18 protein-coding genes are annotated in these 20330 nt (G+C 70.1%); 10 read left to right on the top strand and 8 right to left on the bottom strand.

All coding sequences use genetic code 11. From position 1 onward, the window contains the following. Positions 1-123 precede the first annotated feature (123 nt). The 5 genes from ACFXOM_RS15465 (at position 124) to nhaA (ending at position 6504) form a co-directional block, all read left to right on the top strand. Positions 124-420, top strand: a complete 297-nt coding sequence (locus ACFXOM_RS15465; RefSeq protein WP_384929489.1) for a hypothetical protein — start codon at positions 124-126, stop codon at positions 418-420. After that, the gene (locus ACFXOM_RS15460; protein ID WP_384929491.1) at positions 417-668 is read left to right on the top strand and encodes a hypothetical protein; all 252 of its coding nucleotides are present in this window, start codon (positions 417-419) and stop codon (positions 666-668) included. The genes ACFXOM_RS15465 and ACFXOM_RS15460 overlap by 4 nt, the downstream gene beginning before the upstream one ends. Positions 669-1158: 490 nt before the next feature. Beyond that, positions 1159-2754: a ricin-type beta-trefoil lectin domain protein gene (locus tag ACFXOM_RS15455; RefSeq protein WP_384929493.1), complete on the top strand. Its 1596-nt coding sequence runs from the start codon at positions 1159-1161 to the stop codon at positions 2752-2754. Between the two features lie 651 nt (positions 2755-3405). Next, on the top strand, positions 3406-4941 hold the full coding sequence (locus ACFXOM_RS15450) for an alanine/glycine:cation symporter family protein (RefSeq protein ID WP_384929496.1): 1536 nt from the start codon (positions 3406-3408) through the stop codon (positions 4939-4941). A gap of 246 nt (positions 4942-5187) precedes the next feature. After that, complete coding sequence (gene nhaA, locus ACFXOM_RS15445) at positions 5188-6504, top strand: Na+/H+ antiporter NhaA (protein ID WP_384929499.1); 1317 nt, start codon at positions 5188-5190, stop codon at positions 6502-6504. Between the two features lie 138 nt (positions 6505-6642). On the opposite strand, the gene ACFXOM_RS15440 is transcribed toward nhaA, so the two are convergent. Next, positions 6643-7128, bottom strand: coding sequence for a CBS domain-containing protein (locus ACFXOM_RS15440; RefSeq protein WP_384929502.1), 486 nt, complete (start codon positions 7126-7128; stop codon positions 6643-6645). A 716-nt stretch (positions 7129-7844) separates the two neighbouring features. Between ACFXOM_RS15440 and ACFXOM_RS15435 the strand changes: the two genes are divergently transcribed. Continuing rightward, positions 7845-9539, top strand: coding sequence for a multicopper oxidase family protein (locus tag ACFXOM_RS15435; protein ID WP_385038131.1), 1695 nt, complete (start codon positions 7845-7847; stop codon positions 9537-9539). Between the two features lie 70 nt (positions 9540-9609). Here ACFXOM_RS15435 and ACFXOM_RS15430 read toward each other — a convergent pair whose 3' ends face one another. Together ACFXOM_RS15430 and ACFXOM_RS15425 are read right to left on the bottom strand one after the other, a co-directional pair. Further along, on the bottom strand, positions 9610-10908 hold the full coding sequence (locus ACFXOM_RS15430) for an SLC13 family permease (RefSeq protein WP_384929508.1): 1299 nt from the start codon (positions 10906-10908) through the stop codon (positions 9610-9612). A 156-nt stretch (positions 10909-11064) separates the two neighbouring features. Beyond that, positions 11065-12303 (bottom strand): cation:proton antiporter, encoded by a 1239-nt coding sequence (locus tag ACFXOM_RS15425; protein WP_384929511.1) that lies wholly within the window; start codon positions 12301-12303, stop codon positions 11065-11067. Positions 12304-12650: 347 nt separating this feature from the next. On the opposite strand from ACFXOM_RS15425, the gene ACFXOM_RS15420 reads away from it, so the two are divergent. Continuing rightward, positions 12651-13094 (top strand): hypothetical protein, encoded by a 444-nt coding sequence (locus ACFXOM_RS15420; RefSeq protein ID WP_385038128.1) that lies wholly within the window; start codon positions 12651-12653, stop codon positions 13092-13094. 128 nt (positions 13095-13222) lie between these two features. On the opposite strand, the gene ACFXOM_RS15415 is transcribed toward ACFXOM_RS15420, so the two are convergent. The 3 genes from ACFXOM_RS15415 to ACFXOM_RS15405 are packed head-to-tail and all read right to left on the bottom strand — an operon-like array spanning position 13223 to position 14375. Next, the gene (locus ACFXOM_RS15415; RefSeq protein ID WP_384929517.1) at positions 13223-13666 is read right to left on the bottom strand and encodes a PRC-barrel domain-containing protein; all 444 of its coding nucleotides are present in this window, start codon (positions 13664-13666) and stop codon (positions 13223-13225) included. Further along, on the bottom strand, positions 13663-14229 hold the full coding sequence (locus tag ACFXOM_RS15410; RefSeq protein ID WP_384929520.1) for a PRC-barrel domain-containing protein: 567 nt from the start codon (positions 14227-14229) through the stop codon (positions 13663-13665). Before ACFXOM_RS15410 ends, ACFXOM_RS15415 begins: the two co-directional genes overlap by 4 nt. Continuing rightward, on the bottom strand, positions 14226-14375 hold the full coding sequence (locus tag ACFXOM_RS15405; RefSeq protein ID WP_384929523.1) for a hypothetical protein: 150 nt from the start codon (positions 14373-14375) through the stop codon (positions 14226-14228). Before ACFXOM_RS15405 ends, ACFXOM_RS15410 begins: the two co-directional genes overlap by 4 nt. Positions 14376-14875: 500 nt before the next feature. Between ACFXOM_RS15405 and ACFXOM_RS15400 the strand changes: the two genes are divergently transcribed. Both ACFXOM_RS15400 and ACFXOM_RS15395 read left to right on the top strand, forming a co-directional pair. After that, entirely contained in the window at positions 14876-15307 is a 432-nt protein-coding gene (locus tag ACFXOM_RS15400; protein ID WP_384929526.1) for an NfeD family protein, read from the top strand. A 3-nt stretch (positions 15308-15310) separates the two neighbouring features. Then, positions 15311-16330, top strand: a complete 1020-nt coding sequence (locus tag ACFXOM_RS15395) for an SPFH domain-containing protein (RefSeq protein ID WP_384929529.1) — start codon at positions 15311-15313, stop codon at positions 16328-16330. 591 nt (positions 16331-16921) lie between these two features. On the opposite strand, the gene ACFXOM_RS15390 is transcribed toward ACFXOM_RS15395, so the two are convergent. After that, on the bottom strand, positions 16922-18850 hold the full coding sequence (locus ACFXOM_RS15390) for an NAD-binding protein (protein ID WP_384929701.1): 1929 nt from the start codon (positions 18848-18850) through the stop codon (positions 16922-16924). A 201-nt stretch (positions 18851-19051) separates the two neighbouring features. Between ACFXOM_RS15390 and ACFXOM_RS15385 the strand changes: the two genes are divergently transcribed. Continuing rightward, positions 19052-19936 (top strand): potassium channel family protein, encoded by an 885-nt coding sequence (locus ACFXOM_RS15385; RefSeq protein ID WP_385038126.1) that lies wholly within the window; start codon positions 19052-19054, stop codon positions 19934-19936. Here ACFXOM_RS15385 and ACFXOM_RS15380 read toward each other — a convergent pair. Then, the gene (locus ACFXOM_RS15380) at positions 19915-20316 is read right to left on the bottom strand and encodes a hypothetical protein (protein ID WP_384929534.1); all 402 of its coding nucleotides are present in this window, start codon (positions 20314-20316) and stop codon (positions 19915-19917) included. The genes ACFXOM_RS15385 and ACFXOM_RS15380 overlap by 22 nt on opposite strands. Between the last annotated feature and the right edge of the window lie 14 nt (positions 20317-20330).

Below are 20330 nucleotides of genomic sequence, written 5' to 3'. Positions count from 1 at the left end.
CACGGGGTGCCGCCTCCGCTGGAGGGAGCGGCGCGCCGGGGCACGGCGCGCCAGGGTGTCAGGGGGCTCGCCGCCGCCCGCCGCACCAGAACCCCCGCCTTATGCGAGAGGAACCGACGACCCGTGATCTGGCAGTGGACCGCCCTCGCCGTCTTCACCCTCACCGTCCTGCCGGTGGCCGTCGCCCTGCTCACCGACCGGATCCCCCGCCGGCTGCGCTCCACAGCCGTGCCGACACGACCCTGGGGACTGGCCCTCCTGTCCCTGTACGCGGTCGCACCGATCAACGCGTTGCCCCGCCTCGCCGGTGCCTCGCCCGCCGTCGTCCTGACCGCCACGGTCCTCGGCGGCGTGCTGGCCGTCTCGGGCTGCACGTTGGCGACCGTCGCCACCTGTCGCGCCCGGATCTCCGTCCGGTGAGCGGCCCTTCCCGCCGGACGTGGCGGCTCGCCGGATCCCTGCTCGCATGGTGGCTGCCGCTGGCCCTCGGTCTGTGGCTCGTGGGCCGAGCCACGGGCCAGCCCGCCTCCGCGGCTTCCTGTGCCGCCTCGGCCGCGCTCCTGGCGGCCATCGGGGAGACCGGTGACTGGGTGCGCAGGCGCTGGCGGGCACGCCACCCCGCGGCCGGGCGCCGGTCGGCCGCTGCCGTCGAACCGCCCCGGAGGTGAACAGGTGCCGGCCGTCGCGTTGCCGGCATCGCCTTGATCCGCGTCGCGTGCCCGCTGGTTCCTCATCGCCACAGCTGAGTCCTGCCCCGGACGCACCACCGTCGAAAGACGGCACGCTCGGGGTGGGTCCGGTCGGGACACGGGTGGCCCGAGCCGTCAGGCCTATCCGAGGGGCGCCGTACTCCGCCCCTCCGCTCGAGGGTTGTCTCTGTCGGACCGGCCCCCGCGCTGACCTGCGCCGGGGCCCCGCGGATGCTCGTCCGGGCCGGCGCGGGGCGCCCCGGGGCACGCGGAGGATTCCGCTCCGCTCACGGAGCTTACCGGGGGAAACACCTTCAGGCCGGCCAGCTTGGTGATTCAATAAGCGCTTGCAAACCGCACTACGGGGGAGAGGAGTTGAGCCACCTCACGCCCTTCCCCCGCAACGACCGCCTCTCTGCGGCGTCCGATGCGCACCGGGCGCGGAGCGGCGCAGCAAGTGAGGGGTCCCATGCCGAAGCCGCAGAAGGTCGGACCGACGACCCTGTCCCGGGAGGGTGGCTACGACCATCTGACCGACAGGGAACTCGCCGAGTGCATACGTTCCCAGGGCCCGGCCGGCCACGGGGCCGAAACCGCGCTGAAGCAGCGCCACGCCCCGTACGCCGCGGTCTGCGCACGGCTGTGCACCCGGGGCCGGACGGCCGCCGACCGGCTGACGCACGAGGCCCTGGAGCAAACCGTCGAAGCGGCCCGCTCGGGTGTCGACCCCTCGGGCACCTGGCGCGACTTCGTCCTGACCCATGTGCACGACGCGGCCCGCAGTTGGGCTCGCGGAAGCAGAAGGGCTCTGCTCCGGCCCGCCTTCCTCGCCTGGGCGGACGCCCCCGGTGGGGGCGGGGCGGCGCCGGCGGAATCGGGGGAGAAACAGGCGCTCCGCAACGGCTTCTTCGCCCTTCCCGAGCCCGCGAGGGGCGTCCTGTGGTACTCACTGGTGGACCAGGAACCGGACGAGAGGGTCGCCGCCTACGTCGGGGTGGCTCCCGTTGCCGTTCCGGCGCTGCGGGCCAAGGCCCAGCAGGCTCTGCGCGACGCCTTCCTCCAGGCGCACGCGGAGCGCGCCGGGGACACCCGCTGCAACGGCTTCCGGCGCCTCATCGAGGCCGCGGCGGTCACCGACAAGAACCCGCGCGGCGGTGACCTCGCCCTCCACCTCGACTCGTGCCTCGCGTGCGAGAGCCTGCTGACGCAACTGATCCTGCTCTCGGACGACTTCCGCACCGCACTGGCCCACGGACTGCTCATCCGGGACGGAGCGGCATACACGTCCGCCGTCGCGCGGGAACGGCACACGTCGGGCTCCGAAGCCCCGTGGGACCGTGGGGAGAAGGCCGAGGCCGGCCCGGCGGAGCACGAGGGCACCGCCGGCCGCGTCACCTCCTCACGGCGTCCGCCCAGGCGCCGGACGAGGGTCGTCGCTGCCGCCGCGGCGGCGGTCGCCGTCTCGGTTCCCCTTCTGCTCATCGCGGGGCAGCTCGCGGGAGAGGGGACACGAGCGGACCAGGGCCGGGCCGGGGACCGCCCCCCGACGTCGGCAGCCCCGAGCAAGCCCCCGACCGGCACCGCGCAGCCGGTGCCCGGAGCGGACAGCACACCACCGCCGGGTGCCTACGGACGGATCGTGCACGCGAGCAGCGGGCTGTGCCTGGACGTCGAGAACGGAGTGGTCTCCAAACGCGGAGGTGCCGTGGCGGCCCGGTGCACCGAGGCCATCACGCAGCGGTGGGCCTTGGATGCGCTGGGGCGTCTCCACAACCTCGACGACTCCACGTTCTGCCTCAAGGCGGACGGCGACGGAGCTGGAGTCGGCCTCCGCCCCTGCTCCTCGGACAACCCGGAGAAACTCGACAAGATGGCCTTCATCGTCGGACCGTCGGGTGCGATACGACCGAAGTCGGCTCCGACGGCCGCGCTCATCCCGGATCCGGAATGGGTGGACAGCCCGGTCCCTCTGGTGCTCCGCACCGTGGACGCGAAGCGCGACCAGGACTGGACCGTGGAGTCGTTCGCGTCCGCCAAACCGAGCGCATCGACCGGCGGGCGCTGACGCACGATGCCCGGCACGGGGCCGGCACCACCCTGAAGCGCCGCGCCGCCACCGCCGCCCACATCGACGACCAGCAGAGGTCCACGACTGCGACAAGTGACGCAGGGATCATGGCTGCTCATGTGAGGAGCGTCACTGCCCGAGCACGGCAGCCTGAGCCCGCAAAGATTGCCGGGCGCAGGCATCGCTCGACGGCAACATGGCCATCCTCCCTGCTCAACGGGGGTTCCGAGCGGGCCGCGACGCGACCATCAGTCCGTTTGAGCAGCTCAGATGGGTGCCCGGAGTCCCCGGAAACCCACTGCGAACACACTGAGCCAACAGGAAGACGCGCACGGTAAACACGACGCTCTGTCCGGATAACGGTCCAGTCACGCCCCCTGGGACTTTCCATTGCTACCCACCGTTATGTGATCTCCATCACCAAACCCTTGCCAAAGAGCGTGTTAAAACTGCGCAACTCCACAACCGCCCCCACAATCTCGGCGGGCTGTGGAGTGCCGGCCCTCACCGGCAGCACGACCAGGTGGACGGTCCGAGTCCACGGGCCACCACCCAGGGGCGCCGATCGGACGGCAGCGTTCGCCCAAAAGACCGCACACCCGGCGCAATCCGAGGCGCCGGTTCCCCCGCGCCATTGAGGTAGCAACAGTGTCACTCGACTCCGTCACCCGATCCGTCGACGAAGCCGTCAGCGGACTCTTCGAACCCATCGCCAAGTGGCTCGGAGAAGTCGTCTTCTACTCCGTTCCCGTGGGCGGGACAGAGCTCCCCCTCATCGTCGCCTGGCTCGTCGTCGCCGGCCTGGTCTTCAGCAGCTGGTTCGGGCTGGTGCAGATACGCAAGTTCCGGCTCGCTGTGAACGTGGTGCGCGGCAAGTACGACGAGAAGGGCTCGACCGGTGAGGTCAACCACTTCCAGGCCCTGACCGCCGCCGTCTCCGGCACCGTCGGCCTCGGCAACATCGCCGGCGTCGCCGTCGCCGTCTCCATCGGTGGACCCGGCGCGACGTTCTGGATGATCCTCTGCGGCCTGCTGGGCATGGCCACGAAGTTCGTCGAGGTCACGCTCGGTGTGAAGTACCGCGAGGTGCACGCCGACGGAACGGTCTCCGGCGGCCCGATGCACTACCTGCCGAAGGGCCTCGCCGACCGCTTCGGCAAGAACGGCAAGACGCTCGGCAAGGTGCTCGCGGTCCTCGCCTCCGCGATGGTCCTCTTCTTCGGCCTCTTCGGCGGCAACCTCTTCCAGGTCAACCAGAGCTACGCGCAGCTCGTCTCCGTCTCCGGCGGCGAGTCCGGGATGCTGGGCTCCTCCGCGGGTGCGCTCTTCTTCGGCATCCTGATCGCCGCGATCGTCGGCATCGTCCTGCTGGGCGGAATCCGCTCCATCGCCAACGTCACCAGCAGGCTGGTCCCGTCCATGGCCGCGATCTACATCGCCGCCTGCCTGGTCGTCATCCTGGTGAACGTCACCGAGGTGCCCGATGCCGTCGCCACGATCATCAGCGGCGCCTTCGCACCGGAGGGCGTGGCCGGCGGTGTGCTGGGTGCGCTGATCATCGGCTTCAAGCGGGCCGCCTTCTCCAACGAGGCGGGTCTCGGCTCCGCCCCCATCGCCCACTCCGCGGTGAAGACCAAGCACCCCGCCAGTGAGGGCCTGGTCGCCCTGCTCGAGCCGTTCATCGACACGGTGCTCATCTGCACCATGACCGCCCTCACGATCGTGATCGCCAATCCGGCGAGCTGGGCCGAGGCCCGCGCGGGCGAGTCCATCGGCGGTGTCACGATCACCTCCGACGCCTTCGGCACCGTGCTTCCGTGGTTCCCGTACGTCCTCACCGTCGCGGTGATGCTGTTCGCCATCTCGACCGTGCTGACCTGGGGCTACTACTGCCTGAAGGCGTGGACGTACCTGTTCGGCCGCAGCAAGGTCAGCGAGCTGACGTTCAAGGTCATCTACACGCTGTTCGCGGTCGCGGGCTCGCTGCTCACGCTGCAGACCCTGATCGACATGGCGGACGCAGTCCTCTTCATGCTCGCCGTCATCAACATCATCGGTCTGTACCTCCTCGCCCCCATCGTCAAGCGCGAGTTGAACTCGTTCCTCGAGTTCGTCCGCGCCCGCAAGGCCGGCGAGCCGGACCCGTCCGACGAGGACCAGGAGCCGGCGAAGACCGCCGTCTGACCGGCCCTGCGGCACGACTCGCACGAGGGTGCCGCCGGGAAGGGAGGGAGTCCGCATACGCCAGCACATCGCGTATGCGGGCTCCCTCCCGTCGCAGCAGGTGAAGCCCCTCCTGGCAGCTCCGGGAGCGGGCCGATAGAGTGTAAAGAAAGCGTCAAGAGACGCGTATGGGTGTGCCGGGAAGTCTGGTCGGCGGTCCGAGGGCGACGTGTGCCCGCCTCATCGACGGTCCGGAAGGCCCCTCCCATGTCAGACGCCCCGCGTCAGCGCTCCCCGTTCCTCGGCGTACTGCCCCTACCGGAACGCAACGCCGTGGCCAATGCCCTGCGGACCGAGACCATCGGTGGTCTCATACTGCTGGCAGCCGCCCTGGTGGCCCTCCTCTGGGCGAACTCCCCCTGGAGCGGCGTCTACGAACAGGTCCGTGACCACCACTTCGGGATATCCGCCCTGGGGCTGGACCTGTCGGTCGAGCACTGGACGGCCGACGGACTGTTGACGATCTTCTTCCTCGTGGCGGGCATCGAGCTCAAGCGCGAGCTGGTCGTCGGCGAGCTGAAGACACCCGCAACCGCGGCGCTCCCCGTCGTCGCCGCGATCGGCGGCATGGTGGTGCCCGCCTTGGTCTATGTGGCCGCCACGACGGTCGGGGGCGGGTCGGCCGACGGGTGGGCGGTGCCCATGGCCACGGACATCGCGTTCGCCCTCGCGGTCCTGGCCGTCCTGAGCACCCACCTTCCCTCCGCCCTCCGGGCGTTCCTGCTGACCCTCGCCGTCGTCGACGACCTCGGCGCGATCCTCATCATCGCGGTCTTCTTCACCGGTGATCTCAATTTCCCGGCCCTCGGCGGAGCACTGGCCGGGCTGGTCCTCTTCTACGTCCTCCAGCGGCTCCGCGTGCGCGGCTGGTGGTGGTACGTGCCGCTCGGCGTGGCGATCTGGGCGCTCGCGTACAACGGCGGCGTCCACGCGACGGTCGCCGGAGTGGCGATGGGCCTGATCCTGCGCACCACCCGCGACAAGGGAGAGGACTCCTCACCCGCCGAGCGGACGTCCCACCTGCTCCACCCGGTGTCCGCCGGGGTGGCGGTGCCGCTGTTCGCCCTCTTCGCCGCCGGTGTCGGCGTCTCCCTCGCCTCGCTGGGCGACGTGTTCAGCCGGCCGGAGCCGCTCGGCGTGGTGCTGGGCCTGATCGTCGGCAAGACCGTGGGCATCTTCGCGGGCACCTATCTCGCCGCACGCTTCACCCGGGCCCGCCTCAACCCGGAGCTGGCGTGGGCGGATGTCCTGGCGCTCGCCGTACTGGCCGGGATCGGCTTCACCGTCGCCCTCCTGATCGGGGAGCTGGCCTTCCCCGACCCCGCCGCCGCCGAGCACATCAAGGCCGCCGTCCTCATCGGGTCGCTGATCGCAGCAGCGCTGGCCGCCGTGCTGATCAGACGCCGCAACGGCGTCTACCGCCGGCTGTACGAGGAAGAGACCCGCGACGAGGACGGCGACGGCACCCCCGACATCTACCAGCGCACTGCCGTCGTACAGGGGGCCGGCCTTCCCGGGCGGTGACACGGACCGCCGCGCCGTCGAAGCAGCGCGGGCGTGCCGCCGACGCCGATTTCCAGGTGCTCGCACGTGCGATCGCCCGTGGCCGGCCGGACCACGGGGATTCCGTGCCCGCCCCGGAGGAACGGGCTCGTCCGGTCGTCAGGACCGTGGCTTCCCGGCAGGGCCTTCCGCGGCTCCGAACAGCTCGTTCAGCAGGTGGGCGGCGGTGATCACGCCCAGCAGCCGGGTGCCGTCCTCGGTCCGTTCCGCGACCGCCACGAGGGGGCTCCGGACCCGGGCCATGAGGGCCGCCACCTCGAGTGCGGTGTCGTCGGGTTCGGCCAGGGGCGGCGGGGACGTGGTGCCCGGGAGGCAGTCCCCGACGGTGCGTCCGGTCAGGGCCTGACACAGCAGATCGGCGTGCTTCTCGTCGACCACCGCGGCGAGCGTGGGGTCCTCGATCACGTACTCGGGCACCAGAGCCCTGACCATCTGTGAGGCCGGCAGGATCGCCTTGGGCTCTCCGCGCTCGTCCAGCACCAGGAGGCCGGGGAGCTTGTGCCCGGCCATGAGTCGGGCAGCCTCCAGCGCGTCACTGCCGACGCTCACCGATTCGTACTCCACCGCCAGGTCTCGTGCACGCACGGCCGACTCCTTGTCTCTCACGACGGCCCGTCCGCTCGGACGGTCCCTGCTTACAGCGTCGACCATCGTCCGGCTCGCCGCGTGGCCTTGACACGATCCATACGGCCGCACCCCGCCGGGCGCTCAGTCCCGTCGCTGTGGTCGCCGGACAGTGCGGTGCGGCGAGCCCCGGGGCATCGGTAGGCCATGGACGTGGGCGAGCGGCCCGGTCGGAACGTCATTTCGAGCACCCGCCCCGACGCGCGGGAGCATCTTCGGGGCACGAGCACCACGCGGCGCTGCGTGTGCGTTCGCCCCGTCCCCGCGAGGAGCGGGCCGGCGCCGCGCACGAGTCGACACGGCTACGAAGCCCCGGCAGGCCCACGACACGTTCCGCGAAGTGTGCTCGGCTCCTGGAACCTTCCTTTGCACTATGCAATTCTTCCGAGGTGCAGGCGGCTCGGGCCGAGATGCGGACCACGCTCGGTGCATTCGCCTCACGACCGGCTCCTGGCGCGCGCACTCGAGCTCCTCCCAGCCAGCCACAGGGGACACGTCCGGAGGCGGCCGACTGCACCTGTGGACGCCGGCCGGAGCGCCACCGGTCCCCGCTGCCAGTGACCCCGCGGAGCAAAGGCAAGGCCGTGCCTGCACATCGGCTTGCTCATGTCCCTGCGTCCAGACCATCCGGGGTCACTCCCGGCGGGTGGGCGCACCCTCGACCGAACCGGATGGCCATGTACGGGCAAGAATCATCGAGTCAGCCGTCCCACTCCCGGCGCGCCGTACTCTGCGCCGGGATCACCGCCGCGGGATCGGGACTGCTCTCCGCGTGCTCCGGCGGGGCACCCGCCGGCGGCCGCCACGACGGAGCCCCCGGCGCCGCTCCCGCACGCAACACCCCGCCGCCGGGCGGCCGGAAGACGGCAGCCACAGGTACGCCGGGCACGGATCGCTCGCCCCGGCGCCTGGTCTGCACCGCCACCGCGAGCACGGTCGACCTGGGCGGCGGGCACACCGTCAGGACGTGGACGTACGACGGCGACCTGCCGGGTCGTGAACTCCGTGTCGCCACGGGCGACACGGTCGAACTGACGCTGAACAACCATCTGCCGGAGCCCACCACGGTCCACTGGCACGGAGTCGCCGTGCGCAACGACATGGACGGCGTACCGGACGTGACACAGCGGCCGATCAGTGCGGGGGCGTCCTTCACGTACCGCTTCCGCGTCCCGCACCCCGGCACCTACTGGTTCCACCCGCACCTCGGCCTGCAGCTCGACCGAGGGCTCTACGCACCACTGATCGTGGAGGACCGCAACGAGCCCCTCGCCTACGACCGCGAGTGGGTCGTCATCCTGGACGACTGGATCGACGGGGTCAACGGCACCGCTCCGCAGGACGTCTTCACGCGGCTCCGCAAGGGCAGGCCGGCGATGGGGCACGGGACGGGCAACGACGGGCGACGACGTGATCACGCGCGGGGGAGCCGACCGTCCCGGCCCGCCGGAGGGGTGGACGCCGGATACGGCCCGGCGTGGGCCCACGAGCCGGGCCGACGGGACCCGTCCGCGCCGCCGTACCACGCCGACGGCGCATTCCGGCTGCTGAAGGGGGCCGCCAGCAGACTGCTGGGCGGTCATGCAGGGGACGTCGACTACCCGCACTACTTGGTCAACGGGAAGACAGCGGAAGATCCCACACAGTTCCGGGCCAGGCCGGGCGAGCGCATCCGGTTGCGCATCATCAACGCGGCGGCCGAGACGCCTTTCCGGGTGGCGCTCGGAGGCCATCGGCTCACCATCACCCACAGCGACGGCTTCCCCGTACAGCACCACCCGGTGGACGCGGTGCTCCTGGGGATGGCCGAGCGCTACGACGCGCTCGTCACCGTGAAGGACGGGGTCTTCCCCCTGACCGCGCTCGCCGAGGGCAAGGGCGGGGCCGCGCTGGCCGTCCTGCGCACCGGCGGCGGCGCCGTGCCGAAGCCGTCCGTGCGTCCGGCGGAGTTGCACCGGAACGTGCTGGTGTCGGCCCGCAGTCTTCGGCCGGACGAGTCCGTGGCGCTGGACCGACGCCGCCCCGACCGCCAGCTCAAGATCACCCTGACCGGCAGCATGAAGGACTTCGACTGGGGCATCGACCACATGCCGTATTCGCCGGACAGGATCCACGAGGTCGAGCGCGGGGAGCGCGTGCGCCTGGTGGTCATCAACGCCACGGACATGTGGCACCCCGTCCATCTCCACGGCCACACCTACGGCCTTGCGGGCATCGACTGCTTCGGCGCCCGCAAGGACACGTCCGTGGTGCTGCCGCACCAGAAGCTCGTGGCGGACCTGGACGCGGTCAACCCGGGGCTGTGGATGCTGCACTGCCACAACGTCTACCACTCGGAGTCCGGGATGATGACGACGCTCGGCTACCGGTAGCCGGTCCGGCCGTTCCGCCTCGCCCGGCTGCTCCCGGCACGAGCACCGCGGTCCACGCCCGCCACGACGGTCAGGCGAGGAAGAAGTAGCGCAGCCACAGGTACCCCGCCGAGATGATGACGGTGACGGCGGTGACGACGAGTCCGTACTTCGTGAACTGCCAGAAGGAGATGGGCGTGCGGTTGCGCTCGGCGATGCCGAGGACGACGACGTTGGCGCTCGCACCGATGGCCGTGGCGTTGCCCCCGAGATCGGCGCCGAGGGCCAGGGCCCACCACATGACGTGGTCGGCGCCGCCGCCCATGGACTGCACGAGGTCGCTGGTGATGGGGGCCATCGTGGCGACGTAGGGGATGTTGTCGACGACGCCGGACAGCACGGCGGAGGCGCCGAGCATCAGCATGGAGCCGCCGAGTTCGTTGTCACCGATGGCGCCGGCCAGGGCTTTGGACACCTCGCCGATCACCCCGGTCTCGATCAGTCCGCCGATCATGATGAACAGCCCGGCGAAGAACGCAAGGGTGGGCCACTCGACCTCTTCGAGTACGTCCGAGGTCTCCGCAGTGGACAGCGCGATCAGCAGGCCGGCGCCGAGCAGTGCCACGATGCTGGGCGCGTAGTGGAGTACCGGGTGCAGGACGAACCCCGCGATGACCAGGGCGAGGACGACCAGGCCCTGGACGAGGAGCCGCGGGTCACGGATGGCCTCGCGCTCCTCCAGTTCCATCACCTCGGCCGCCCGGGCCTCGTCGTACACGAAGGCGTCGCGGAACAACCAGCGGCACATGGCGACCAGGACCACGATCAGGACCGCTGACAGGGGGGCCAGGTGGACGATGAAGTCGTTGAAGGTCAGGCCCGCCCGGCTGGCGATGATGATGTTGGGAGGGTCACCGACGAGGGTGGCCGTTCCGCCGATGTTGGAGGCCAGCACCTCGGCGATCAGGAACGGCGCCACCGGGAGCGCGAGTCGCTCGCAGACCAGCAGTGTCACCGGGGCGATGAGCAGCACGGTGGTGACGTTGTCGAGCAGCGCTGAGGCGACGGCCGTGATCACCACCAACATGACCATCACCCGGAAGGGTTTGGCTTTCGCCCTCTTCACGGACCAGATGGCCAAGTACTCGAACATGCCGGTCTTCTTCAGCACGCCGACGATCATCATCATCCCCATCAGCAGGAAGATGACGTTCCAGTCGATGCCGCTCTGCTCGGAATAGAAGGCCGACGCGTCGTTCGTCGCTCCGATCGCCAACATCAGTCCGGCGCCGCCGAGGGCGGCCGCCACACGGTGGATCTTCTCGCTGATGATCAGGGCGTAGGTGCCGGCGAAGACGGCGATGGCGGCCCAGCTCTGCCAGTTGTTCACGATGCTCCGATGATTCGTTGTCCCTTGGGGGACGTCGTGACGATGGACCCGGCACGGCGTTCGTCCTCCACGGCCGCGAGGGCCGGGACCACAGGACTACCCGGGGGGTCCACAGGGCGGATCGTCCCCCATCTCGAGCGGATGGGGACGGGTTCGTCATCGCGCAAGGTCGGCCTCCGTCCGGTGGGGGGCTTCCGCCGTCTCCTGGTCCGCCGGGATGCCCGCCAGGTCGTCGACGTGGAAAAGACGGGCGATCGGCACGTCCGTGCTGCTGTGGGCGATGATCGAGGCCGCGATGCACACCGCGATCAGCGTGTAGGCCTGCTGCCCCTGCGGAATTCCTGATTGCAGCACCAGCAATCCGTACACCACCGAGGCGAAGCCCTTCGGGCCGAACCACGCCGCGACAAGCTTTTCCCTCCGGTCGAAGCGCGTCCCGACGAGCGACAGCAGGAGGGAGGCCGGCCGGATCAGCACGATCGCGAGGATCACGGCGACGTATCCGCCGAGGGAGAGGTCCGCGAAGAGCTGCGGGGTGAGCAGCGCGCCGAAGACCAGCAGCGCGGCGAACTTCGCCAGCTCGGCCAGTGCCTCACCGAGCGGCTCGAACGCCGCCTTCGCCTCCGGCGAGGCCGCGGTGAGGACCGCCCCAGCGGAGAAGGCCGCCAGGTAGGGGTTGGCGTGGGTGAGGTGGCACAGCCCGTAGAGGATGATCCCGACGGCCAGCGGCAGCAGTGGTTGCAGCTTGGGCTCCGCTCCCAGCAGCCGGAAACGCACGAGACCGGCCACGAACAGCGGCAGCAGGATCCCGAAGGCCAGTCCCAGCCCCAGTTCCACAGCGATCTCCCCGAACGACGCATCCCCCTGGCCCGCGGTCGGACCGGCCGCGGCGATGAGGACCAGGACGACGGGAAGCGCGAGACCGTCGTTGATGCCGCTCTCCACGTTCAGCAGCTGCCGCAGCTTGGCCGGCACTTCCTTCCGCCCGACGATCGCCGAGGCGAACACCGGGTCGGTGGGCGCCAGCACGGCTCCGACCAGGAAGGACGTCGTCCAGTCCAGTCCCACCAGGTAGTGCGTCACCAGGGCCATGCCGACGAAGGCAAGCGGCATGCCCAGGCCCAGGGCCCGCGCGGGGTTCTTCCAGTTCGCCCGCAGTGTCGGGAAGGACACGTGCATGCCGTCCGTGAACAGCACCGCGAACAGTGCGAGATCCGCGGTGACCGAAACGATTCCGCTCTCCGGCGTGACGTGGATCAGCCCCAGGAATCCGTCACTGACCAGCGCGCCGCCGAGGAGGAAGAGCAGGGAAGTGGACAGCACCGTACGGGCAGCGAGCCCGGAGAGCAGCACGGCGATGAGCAGTGCGACCCCGAAAACGGCAACGAGCACCATGTGGACGTCCCCCGATCGGCAAAGAGAGCTCTCTCGAATTCGCCGACCAGACTTCCCGGCACACCGCTGGGCACCCTACAGGCTATTTACGCGACATTGACAGGCCCCTTTGGCGCACACCCGACGCGGCCACACTGCCGGAACCCGGCAAGATGCCCGTATGCCTCCTCGTACGCAGCTCCGGCACCGGCCGGGAGTGACGAGGAGCCGCCCGACGTCGCCACCCGCCGACGACTCCGGTGAGACCGTCGGCCTGAGCCTCCCGGCGGACCCCTGCGCCCCCTTGTGGGAGCCTGCTCCTCCGGGTCTTTCTAGGCTGTTCGTGATCTGCACTCGGAGGGCGGGACATGGCGACTTGGGGACTGATCGTCGAGATGACCGTGGGCACGGGGGAGCGAAAGCACTCCGAGGCTTACGTGTTGGCGCACGTGGAAGGTGCGCGCGAAGAGGCTCTGGCGGAGCTGGAAAGGCGCGCCAGGCGGCACTTCCCGGAGCATCCCCGGAGTCCGAAGCGCCGGCGGCTCTTTCGGTACTCCGACGGTTTCCTCCTGGTCGTCGACGGCGCCTGGCAGTCCTACAGCACGCGGTTCACGCTCGCGGAGCTGCTGGAGGACAGCGCTGCACCGGTCGTGTCTCGGGCAGCCACGAGCGAGGCCGAACCGAAGCCCGCGGACGCTCCTCCGACACCGACACCGACACCAGCACCAGCACCAGCACCAGCACCAGAGGAGCGATACGCGGACGGCGTGCCCGTGAAGCCCTCCTGGCTGGGCCGCCCCGACCTGCCGTGACACCCCCGCCGCGTCCTCGCCCCGGGCCGGAACCCGGGGGCCCGGACGGAGGACAGCCGCGCGACGGGCTGCCCGGACGGCGGCCGCCCACCGGCAGTGGCCCAGAAAACCCGCCACGGGACTGCCCGCTACGGTTGGCGGACGACGGCGGCGTAGCTGCCGACGCCGAGGACGCAGTCTCCAGGAAGTCGTCCGTCCTCGGTGATGAGTGCGCAGAGCCGCCCGTCCTCCTCGTCGAACTCGACGTCCTTGACGGTTCCCAGCCATTCGCCGTTTTCGGAGAGGACCGGCTTGGCGAAGGGCTCGTGACTCTCGTGCTCCTTCGCGAGGGAATCGATCTCGTCCTCCGGCAGCAGGTCCTCCGCCGAGCGGACGGTGACGGCGTCCCTGCCGAACGACTGGATGTTCCGCCACGTCACGGCGTAGGCCTTGTGCCCATGACGGGCCTTGAGGCGGACCGCCGAGATGCGGGGCGGCGAGGGTGCGACGGAGCAGGCGACGACGCGCCCGAAGGTCTCGGCGCTTCGGACGTCCACCACGCTGCGCCCCTGAGCCTTGCTGAACAACATCATGTCTCCCCCTCGAGTCGTCGCCGCAAGCCGTCCGCCGCGGTCGGCAGACCGGCCGCGTCGCCTGCCGTGAACTCGGCCGTACACGCCGGTACGACCACCATTTCCTCGGAGACGGATTTCGGCTTGATCACGGGAAGGAACACGGTCCGTCCCGTGTCCGTGGCCGAGTCGACCTCGTACCCGATCACCCGGGCGCTCTTGCCGACTTCGATGATGACGTCGGTGACGGTGCCCAGACCGGTGCCGTCCTCGGTCATCATGCGGGCGCCGATGATCCTTCCTGAGCCCGGTGCACGGGTGTACTCCTGAGCGGCCGTGTCGTCGTCCTCCATCGCCTTCTCGTCGCGGATCATCACCGCGTCCGGGCCCAGCCCGTGGACCTTCCGCCACAGCAGTGCCCTCTTCAGCGGACCGGCGAGCATTCCCCGTCCGCTGAGCGTGAAGCACATGATGTTGCCGTGCATCGGGTCGAAGATGACGTCCTTGATCTGGGCGACGTCCTCGCCCCCGAGCGTGACCACCGGCTCCTCGCTGATGTCCCTGGCTCGCAGATACGTATTCACGTCCGCCCCCCTTTCTTGCCGGACGGCGGCTTCCTACCGCCGGCTATGACATTGCCGCTACGGCGCCGGGCCTGAAGGGCCAGCGCCGAGGACGCGAGGGCGGCCAGCACGGCGACCGCGATGATCAGCCAGCTCCACCAGTCCATGAAAAACACCTCCCAGCCCCGGCCGGCCTTCCGTGGGGTGGAGGGCCACCGCGGCGCCGATGGGCGCCGACGCCACGGCAGTTCCGTTCTCGACCCGAGTCAGGTGGTGCCGGGGCTTCCACCTGTGCGTTGCCGCAGGGGCCGGCGCCGACTGCGTCGGCGACGTGACGGCCGAAGCGGGTTGCTCCCTCGGATGCCCGTCCGATGAGGGCTTGCCTAGCGGCTACCCACACAGGCCCGTGTCACCCACGACAGGAGGACATCCGCGGCGGGGCATCGGAGCCCCATGGTGACCCGTCGGCGCTGCACGGCAGCGCAAGAGTGAAAAACACCCTTTAAAGGAGAATTCTCATCGAACTATGAGAAAAGTCAGATTCCCGCTTGATCGGCGGGGGTAGGCAGAAGGAAGGGAGCGACCGGTGCCGACGCCCGGCCACCCGACCGCCGACGCCGGAGGGCGTCCGGCGTCCCGTGCCCCCGCATGCGCAAGGAGGGGACCCATGGATCTATGGGCGATCTGGTTGATCATCGCTGCGGTCCTGGTCCTGGCGGAGATCGTCACTCTGACCGCCGCGTTGGGCACGCTCGGCGTGGCCGCCCTGGTCACGGCGGGATCCGCGGCACTCGGAGCACCGTTGCCCGTCCAGCTGCTGGTGTTCGCCGTGGTCGCCGTGGTCAGCGTGCTGTTCCTGCGTCCCGTCGTCCTGCGCCGCATTCGCGAGCCTCAGAAGGAACGATTCGGCGTGAGCGCGCTGGTCGGCAGGACCGCCTATGTGGTGTCCGAGGTGACGGGCGCGGACGGCAGGGTCCGCATCGGCGGTGAGGAATGGACGGCTCGTGCCTATGACGAGACGCTGGTGATCCCTCCCGGGACGGCCGTGGACGTCATGGAGATCAGCGGCGCCACCGCACTCGTCTACCCCCGGGAGTGAATCATGGAGGCTTCGGCGCTCTTCCTCGTCGGCCTGGTCGTCGCGCTGCTGGCGGTCTTCACCGTGTTGCGGGCGGTACGCATCGTGCCCCAAGCACGCGCCCGCAACGTCGAACGACTCGGCAGGTACCACCGCACGCTGCAACCCGGACTCAGCGTCGTCATCCCCTACATCGACCGGGTCTACCCGGTGATCGACCTCCGGGAACAGGTCGTGTCCTTCCAGCCGCAACCCGTCATCACGGAAGACAACCTCGTCGTCGAGATCGACACGGTCGTGTACTTCCAGGTCACCGACCCCCGCGCTGCCGCCTATGAGATCGCGAACTACCTCCAGGCGGTCGAGCAGCTCACCGTCACCACCCTGCGGAACGTGGTGGGGTCGATGGATCTGGAGAAGACCCTCACGTCGCGCGACATCATCAACAACCAGCTGCGGGGCGTGCTCGACGAAGCCACAGGCAAGTGGGGGCTGAGGGTCAATCGCGTGGAGATCAAGGCCATCGACCCTCCGCAGTCCATCAAGGACGCGATGGAGAAGCAGATGCGGGCCGAGCGGGACAAGCGGGCAGCGATCCTCGGAGCCGAAGGCCAACGCCAGGCTCAGATCCTCACAGCGGAAGGCGAGAAGCAGTCCGCCGTCCTGAGGGCGGAGGGCAACCGGACCGCCGAGATCCTCAAGGCCGAAGGCCAGTCCCGGGCGATCGAGGAGGTTTTCCAGGCGGTGCACCGCAACGACCCCGACCCCAAGCTGCTCGCCTACCAGTACCTCCAGGTGCTGCCCCAACTCGCACAGGGCACGGGAAACACCTTCTGGGTGATCCCCGGCGAGGTCACCTCGGCGCTCCAGGGCGTTTCCCGCGCCTTCAGCGAGGTACTGCCCCAGTCGCCGGCGACCCGGGAGTCGTCCCCCGACACCAGGGCCGGCCGGCAAGCCGCCGACGACGCTGCGCAAGCGGCGGAAGCCGCGGCCGAGGCGCTCGCCGACGCGGTCCAGGCCGACGGAGGAGCACCCGGCACCTGACGCGTGACGAAAGACCGGGGGAGGAGCGGTGCACCCTGGGTGGACACCGGACCGTAGCAGCGCGCCGCGCAGAGCAGCATCGGCAAGGGCGCACTCAAAGCCGGCTCCAGGCTCTCCGTTGGCACCGGCAGCGACCCGAATGCCCCGCCTGAAGCCGACCCGAGTGAAGAGCTCCGATCGGTGCTACCTGCCGGGCTGTTGAACCTGCCCGCTCCGGAGCCCTGACGGAGGCCTCCCCCGTTCGGGCTCCGTCCCGAAAAGCATTGCACAGTGCAAAGAAATCGTCCAGGCACTTGTCCTGCTTCGCCGTCTTCGCCCCGCCCCGGCTGCGCCCCCGTCTTCCTGCGTCCTCCCACCCCCCTGCACCCTCCTCCTGGCGACGGCCGCCGGCCCCCTGGCGCGCCCCCCTGCCCGTTGCCCCGGTGACGTCGGCTCCCCGGACCGCCTCCTCGCCCGGTGGCTGCCGTGCCCCGGCCCGGTGGGTCGGGCGACCAGGCACGCGCATCACCCCGGGGGCGGGCCGTACCGGCTCGGCGCCCATCCGCCGACCCGGCGGCTCCCGTGCGCCGCCGCCCCTCCAGACGGCCGTCTTCAGGACGTCCGAGGGTCCCGCCGGGGCACCGTCCGCCGCCCCAGGAGCTCTGCCAGTCCGCGGCGGGTCGCCGCGAGGACGACACGGTCCTCGGCCCGCAGCACGTACCCGGGGTGGAGGTCCCAGAGCAGGCCGGCCGTTTCCTGCTCGTCGTCGGAGCGTGTCGCTGCCAGGTCGGGACGGCGTTCGGCGGGCGCCGCGGTGTCCAGGGCGATCACCCGCCACGCACCGGGTTTGAACGCCTCCACGACGGTACGGCCCTCGAACTGGGAATGACCCGCCACATCGATCGCGGCGAACAGGAGGACCTTGCGTTCCACGGGGATGGCACCGAGGATCTGGCGCCCCATCATCGCTCCGGCGAACGCAGGTGCGGCGAGCGTCGAAACGCTACGGCTGCGCGTGAGCGCCTCGGGGTGGGCGACCCGCAGGGTGCGGTAGACGGCGGTGGCGAAGTCATCGTCGTACAGCCGCAGCGCCACCCGGAGATCCGGCTTGACCGTACGGGCGTACAGGGCGGCTTCCAGGTTCGTGGTGTCGGCGCTGGTCAAGGCCAGCAGCGCGTGAGCGCGGTGCACCTTGGCACCTTCCAGAACACCCTCCTGCGTGACGTCGCCCAGCACCACGGGCACCCGCAGCCTCCGTGCGAGCGGAATGCCGCGAGCCTCCGGGTCCTCCTCCACGCACACCACCGGGATGTCGAGTTCCCGCAGCCGGGCCAGGACCCGCGTACCCACCTTGCCGAGGCCCAGCAGGACCACGTGTCCGGACAGGCCCCGGGGCGGTCGGAGCAGCGCGTGGGCTCCGCGGAAGGCTCCGAGAGCCTCCAGCCCACCGGCCACGACGACCGGCAGCAACGCCAGCCCGACCAGCCCGGTCAGGAGTTGGAGCACCTGCCGGGAGGTGGATTCGCCGATCGCCGGATCGTTGATCGCGAACAGGTCGAGGAACGTGAGGTACGCGGCATGCAGGGGGTGGCCGCCGATGGCGAGCCAGGAGGCGACGGCGAGCATGAGCACCGCCGCCGCACCACCGGCCAGCGACCAGCGCAGTCGCCGTGAGAAGACCTCACCCAACGGCGCACCCCAACGGGTCAGCTGACGTGGCGGTACCGGCGGACCGGCGTACGAAACGGTCTCCAGCACCACGGTCCCACGGCCGGTGGCCTCCCTGAGCGTGGCGTCGTCGGGCAGCAGCATCGGTCCTTGGGTGCCGCTGCTGTCCGACCCCTCCGCCCCCGCCGGATCGTTCGTCGTCGACGAGAGCAGCGCCAGGGTGACCAGGCCGGGAGCGGGCACCTCGCCACGCCCGGGTGGCGTGCGCTCCGCAGCTCGCAGCAGCAGCCCGTCGGCCTGGACGACCTTGCTCGTCCCCGCGACGGCGGTCGCCGCCAGCGCCGGAGCGGCGGTGTCGGCGTCGGACAGCACCGTGGTGGAGGCGTCCAGCACGACGGTGTCCAGTCCGGGCATCGCGACCATCGCGGCCTGGTCGAGCAGTTCCTCCAGATGCTGGCCCAACTTGCGGTTGTAGAGTCGGATCACCAGCCGGAGCCCCGGATTGAGCCGACGGGCCGTCAGTGCCCCCCGAATGTTCGTCTCGTCGTCGTCGTAGACGAGGGCCAGCGCTGCCGCCCGTTCCACGTCGGCGTCGCGCAGCGCTTCCTCCGACGGTTGGTCCGCACCCAACTCCCGTACGGGGAGCAGGAACTCACCGCTCGCGCCGATCTGGTCGGGGTCATCGGGCTGGGTGATCGCGGCCGACACACGTCCGAGAAGGGCTGATGGCCACAGGCGGGTCGGGGCGATGCCGGGCGGACGGCTTGCGGTAGAACCGGAAGGGGGCACGAGCAGCGTCACCCGCTCCCCGTACACGTCGTGCAGCTCGGCGGCGAGACGGGTGGCGAGCGCGTCATCGCCGCAGACGATCATGTGCCCTGCTGACACGACGCGTTGAGGCTGCTGAGGAAGAAACGACACGCCTCTAGCCTCTCAGTGCGGGCACGCACCGTCGCACGCACCGTCGGAGATCTCGGCCCGTCCGTGGGCGTCCTTCGAGGCGCGCCGCACACCCTTCCCGGCACCCCAGCGTGCATGCTGGGCACTGGCTGCGCCGCGCCTTGGGAGACGCGTATGAAATGGCTGGTCTCACTACTCGGAGCCGGGCTGGCCATGGCCGCGCTGCGGGACGTCTTCCACACGCTGTGGCACCCGACCCGTCACGGCGGGCTGAGTCGGCACGTCATGGCCGGACTGTGGAAGCTGTCCCAACACCTGCCCTTCCGAAAGCGGGCGGCGGGACTGGCCGGTCCGCTCGCCATGGTGACCGTGGTGGCCATGTGGGCGGGCACGGTCGTCATCGGATGGGCGCTGATCTACTGGCCCCACCTGCCGGGTGCCTTCTCCTTCGCCACCGGCCTGGAGCCGGCACAGCACGGCGGGCCCGTCAACTCGCTCTACATCTCGCTGGTCACCGTGACGACCCTGGGGCTCGGCGACATCGCCCCGGCCGAACCGTGGCTGCGCATCGTCGCCCCTCTGGAAGCACTCGTCGGCTTCGCACTGCTCACGGCGACGGTCTCCTGGATTCTCGAGATCTACCCGGCACTCAGCCGCAGACGGGCCGTGGCACTCCGCCTGTCCCAACTGCAACGCAACGACCTGCAGCGCGACGATCCGTGGTCGAGGCTCGACTCCTCATTGGGGGCGAGCGTCCTCGACGACCTCGGCAACCGGTTGGCGGGGATCTCCGTCGACCTGCTCCAGTACGCCGAGTCCTACTACTTCCACGAAGGCCAGGACCAGACGTCCCTGGCCGCCAACATCGCGTACGCCATGGAACTCGCCGACCGCGGCAGGAGCGCCCGGAACGCCGAAGTACGACTCGCGGCAGCTCTGCTCACCACGGCCCTCGCGGACCTCGCCACCGTCCTCGACGAACGCTTCCTCCACAGTGGCGGCGCCCCTCACGACGTCTTCCGGGCCTACGCGAAGGATCACGGCAGAAACGGCGGGTGATGCACGAGTACCGCGTTCCCGCGCGCCCGGGTTCCTCGATGCCTCCGTCCGATCTGCCCACTCTTGTATGAGCCGAGCACGGAATTGAGTTTCTGGAACTCCGCGGGCGACATCTCGTCGCCCTTCTCCTTGATGAGCTTCGCGGCCTCCTCGGCCTTGCGCAGTGCATCGATCGCGGAATCGCGGTCCCCGTACGCAGCGCCGGAGAAGCCGAACTCCGCCTGGTCGGCGATGGCCTTCAGGACCCGGGACGAGGTCCTGTCGCTCTCGGTCGCCCGGTGCAGGATCCTCTGTACGTCGTCGCGAAGCTGATCGACGTCCTGCTGGGAGTGGTCGGGAACAGACGTGCCCCGTCCGGCCCGATCGGGGTGGATCAGCATCGTGACGGTGAAGC

It is taken from the genome of Streptomyces sp. NPDC059169, from assembly GCF_042755225.1.
GTDB lineage: Bacteria > Actinomycetota > Actinomycetes > Streptomycetales > Streptomycetaceae > Streptomyces.
The sequence above is the reverse complement of the archived record's forward strand: the minus strand, read 5'-3'. Positions and strand labels throughout refer to the sequence as shown.

Bases quoted from the DNA above. Each gene is read 5' to 3' on its own strand.
- ACFXOM_RS15455 (WP_384929493.1), top strand. From the start codon at position 1,159: ATGCCGAAGCCGCAGAAGGTCGGACCGACGACCCTGTCCCGGGAGGGT.
- nhaA (WP_384929499.1), top strand. From the start codon at position 5,188: ATGTCAGACGCCCCGCGTCAGCGCTCCCCGTTCCTCGGCGTACTGCCC.
- ACFXOM_RS15435 (WP_385038131.1), top strand. From the start codon at position 7,845: ATGTACGGGCAAGAATCATCGAGTCAGCCGTCCCACTCCCGGCGCGCC.
- ACFXOM_RS15425 (WP_384929511.1), bottom strand. From the start codon at position 12,303: ATGGTGCTCGTTGCCGTTTTCGGGGTCGCACTGCTCATCGCCGTGCTG.
- ACFXOM_RS15420 (WP_385038128.1), top strand. From the start codon at position 12,651: ATGGCGACTTGGGGACTGATCGTCGAGATGACCGTGGGCACGGGGGAG.
- ACFXOM_RS15415 (WP_384929517.1), bottom strand. From the start codon at position 13,666: ATGATGTTGTTCAGCAAGGCTCAGGGGCGCAGCGTGGTGGACGTCCGA.
- ACFXOM_RS15405 (WP_384929523.1), bottom strand. From the start codon at position 14,375: ATGGACTGGTGGAGCTGGCTGATCATCGCGGTCGCCGTGCTGGCCGCC.
- ACFXOM_RS15400 (WP_384929526.1), top strand. From the start codon at position 14,876: ATGGATCTATGGGCGATCTGGTTGATCATCGCTGCGGTCCTGGTCCTG.
- ACFXOM_RS15395 (WP_384929529.1), top strand. From the start codon at position 15,311: ATGGAGGCTTCGGCGCTCTTCCTCGTCGGCCTGGTCGTCGCGCTGCTG.
- ACFXOM_RS15390 (WP_384929701.1), bottom strand. From the start codon at position 18,850: ATGATCGTCTGCGGCGATGACGCGCTCGCCACCCGTCTCGCCGCCGAG.
- ACFXOM_RS15385 (WP_385038126.1), top strand. From the start codon at position 19,052: ATGAAATGGCTGGTCTCACTACTCGGAGCCGGGCTGGCCATGGCCGCG.
- ACFXOM_RS15380 (WP_384929534.1), bottom strand. From the start codon at position 20,316: ATGCTGATCCACCCCGATCGGGCCGGACGGGGCACGTCTGTTCCCGAC.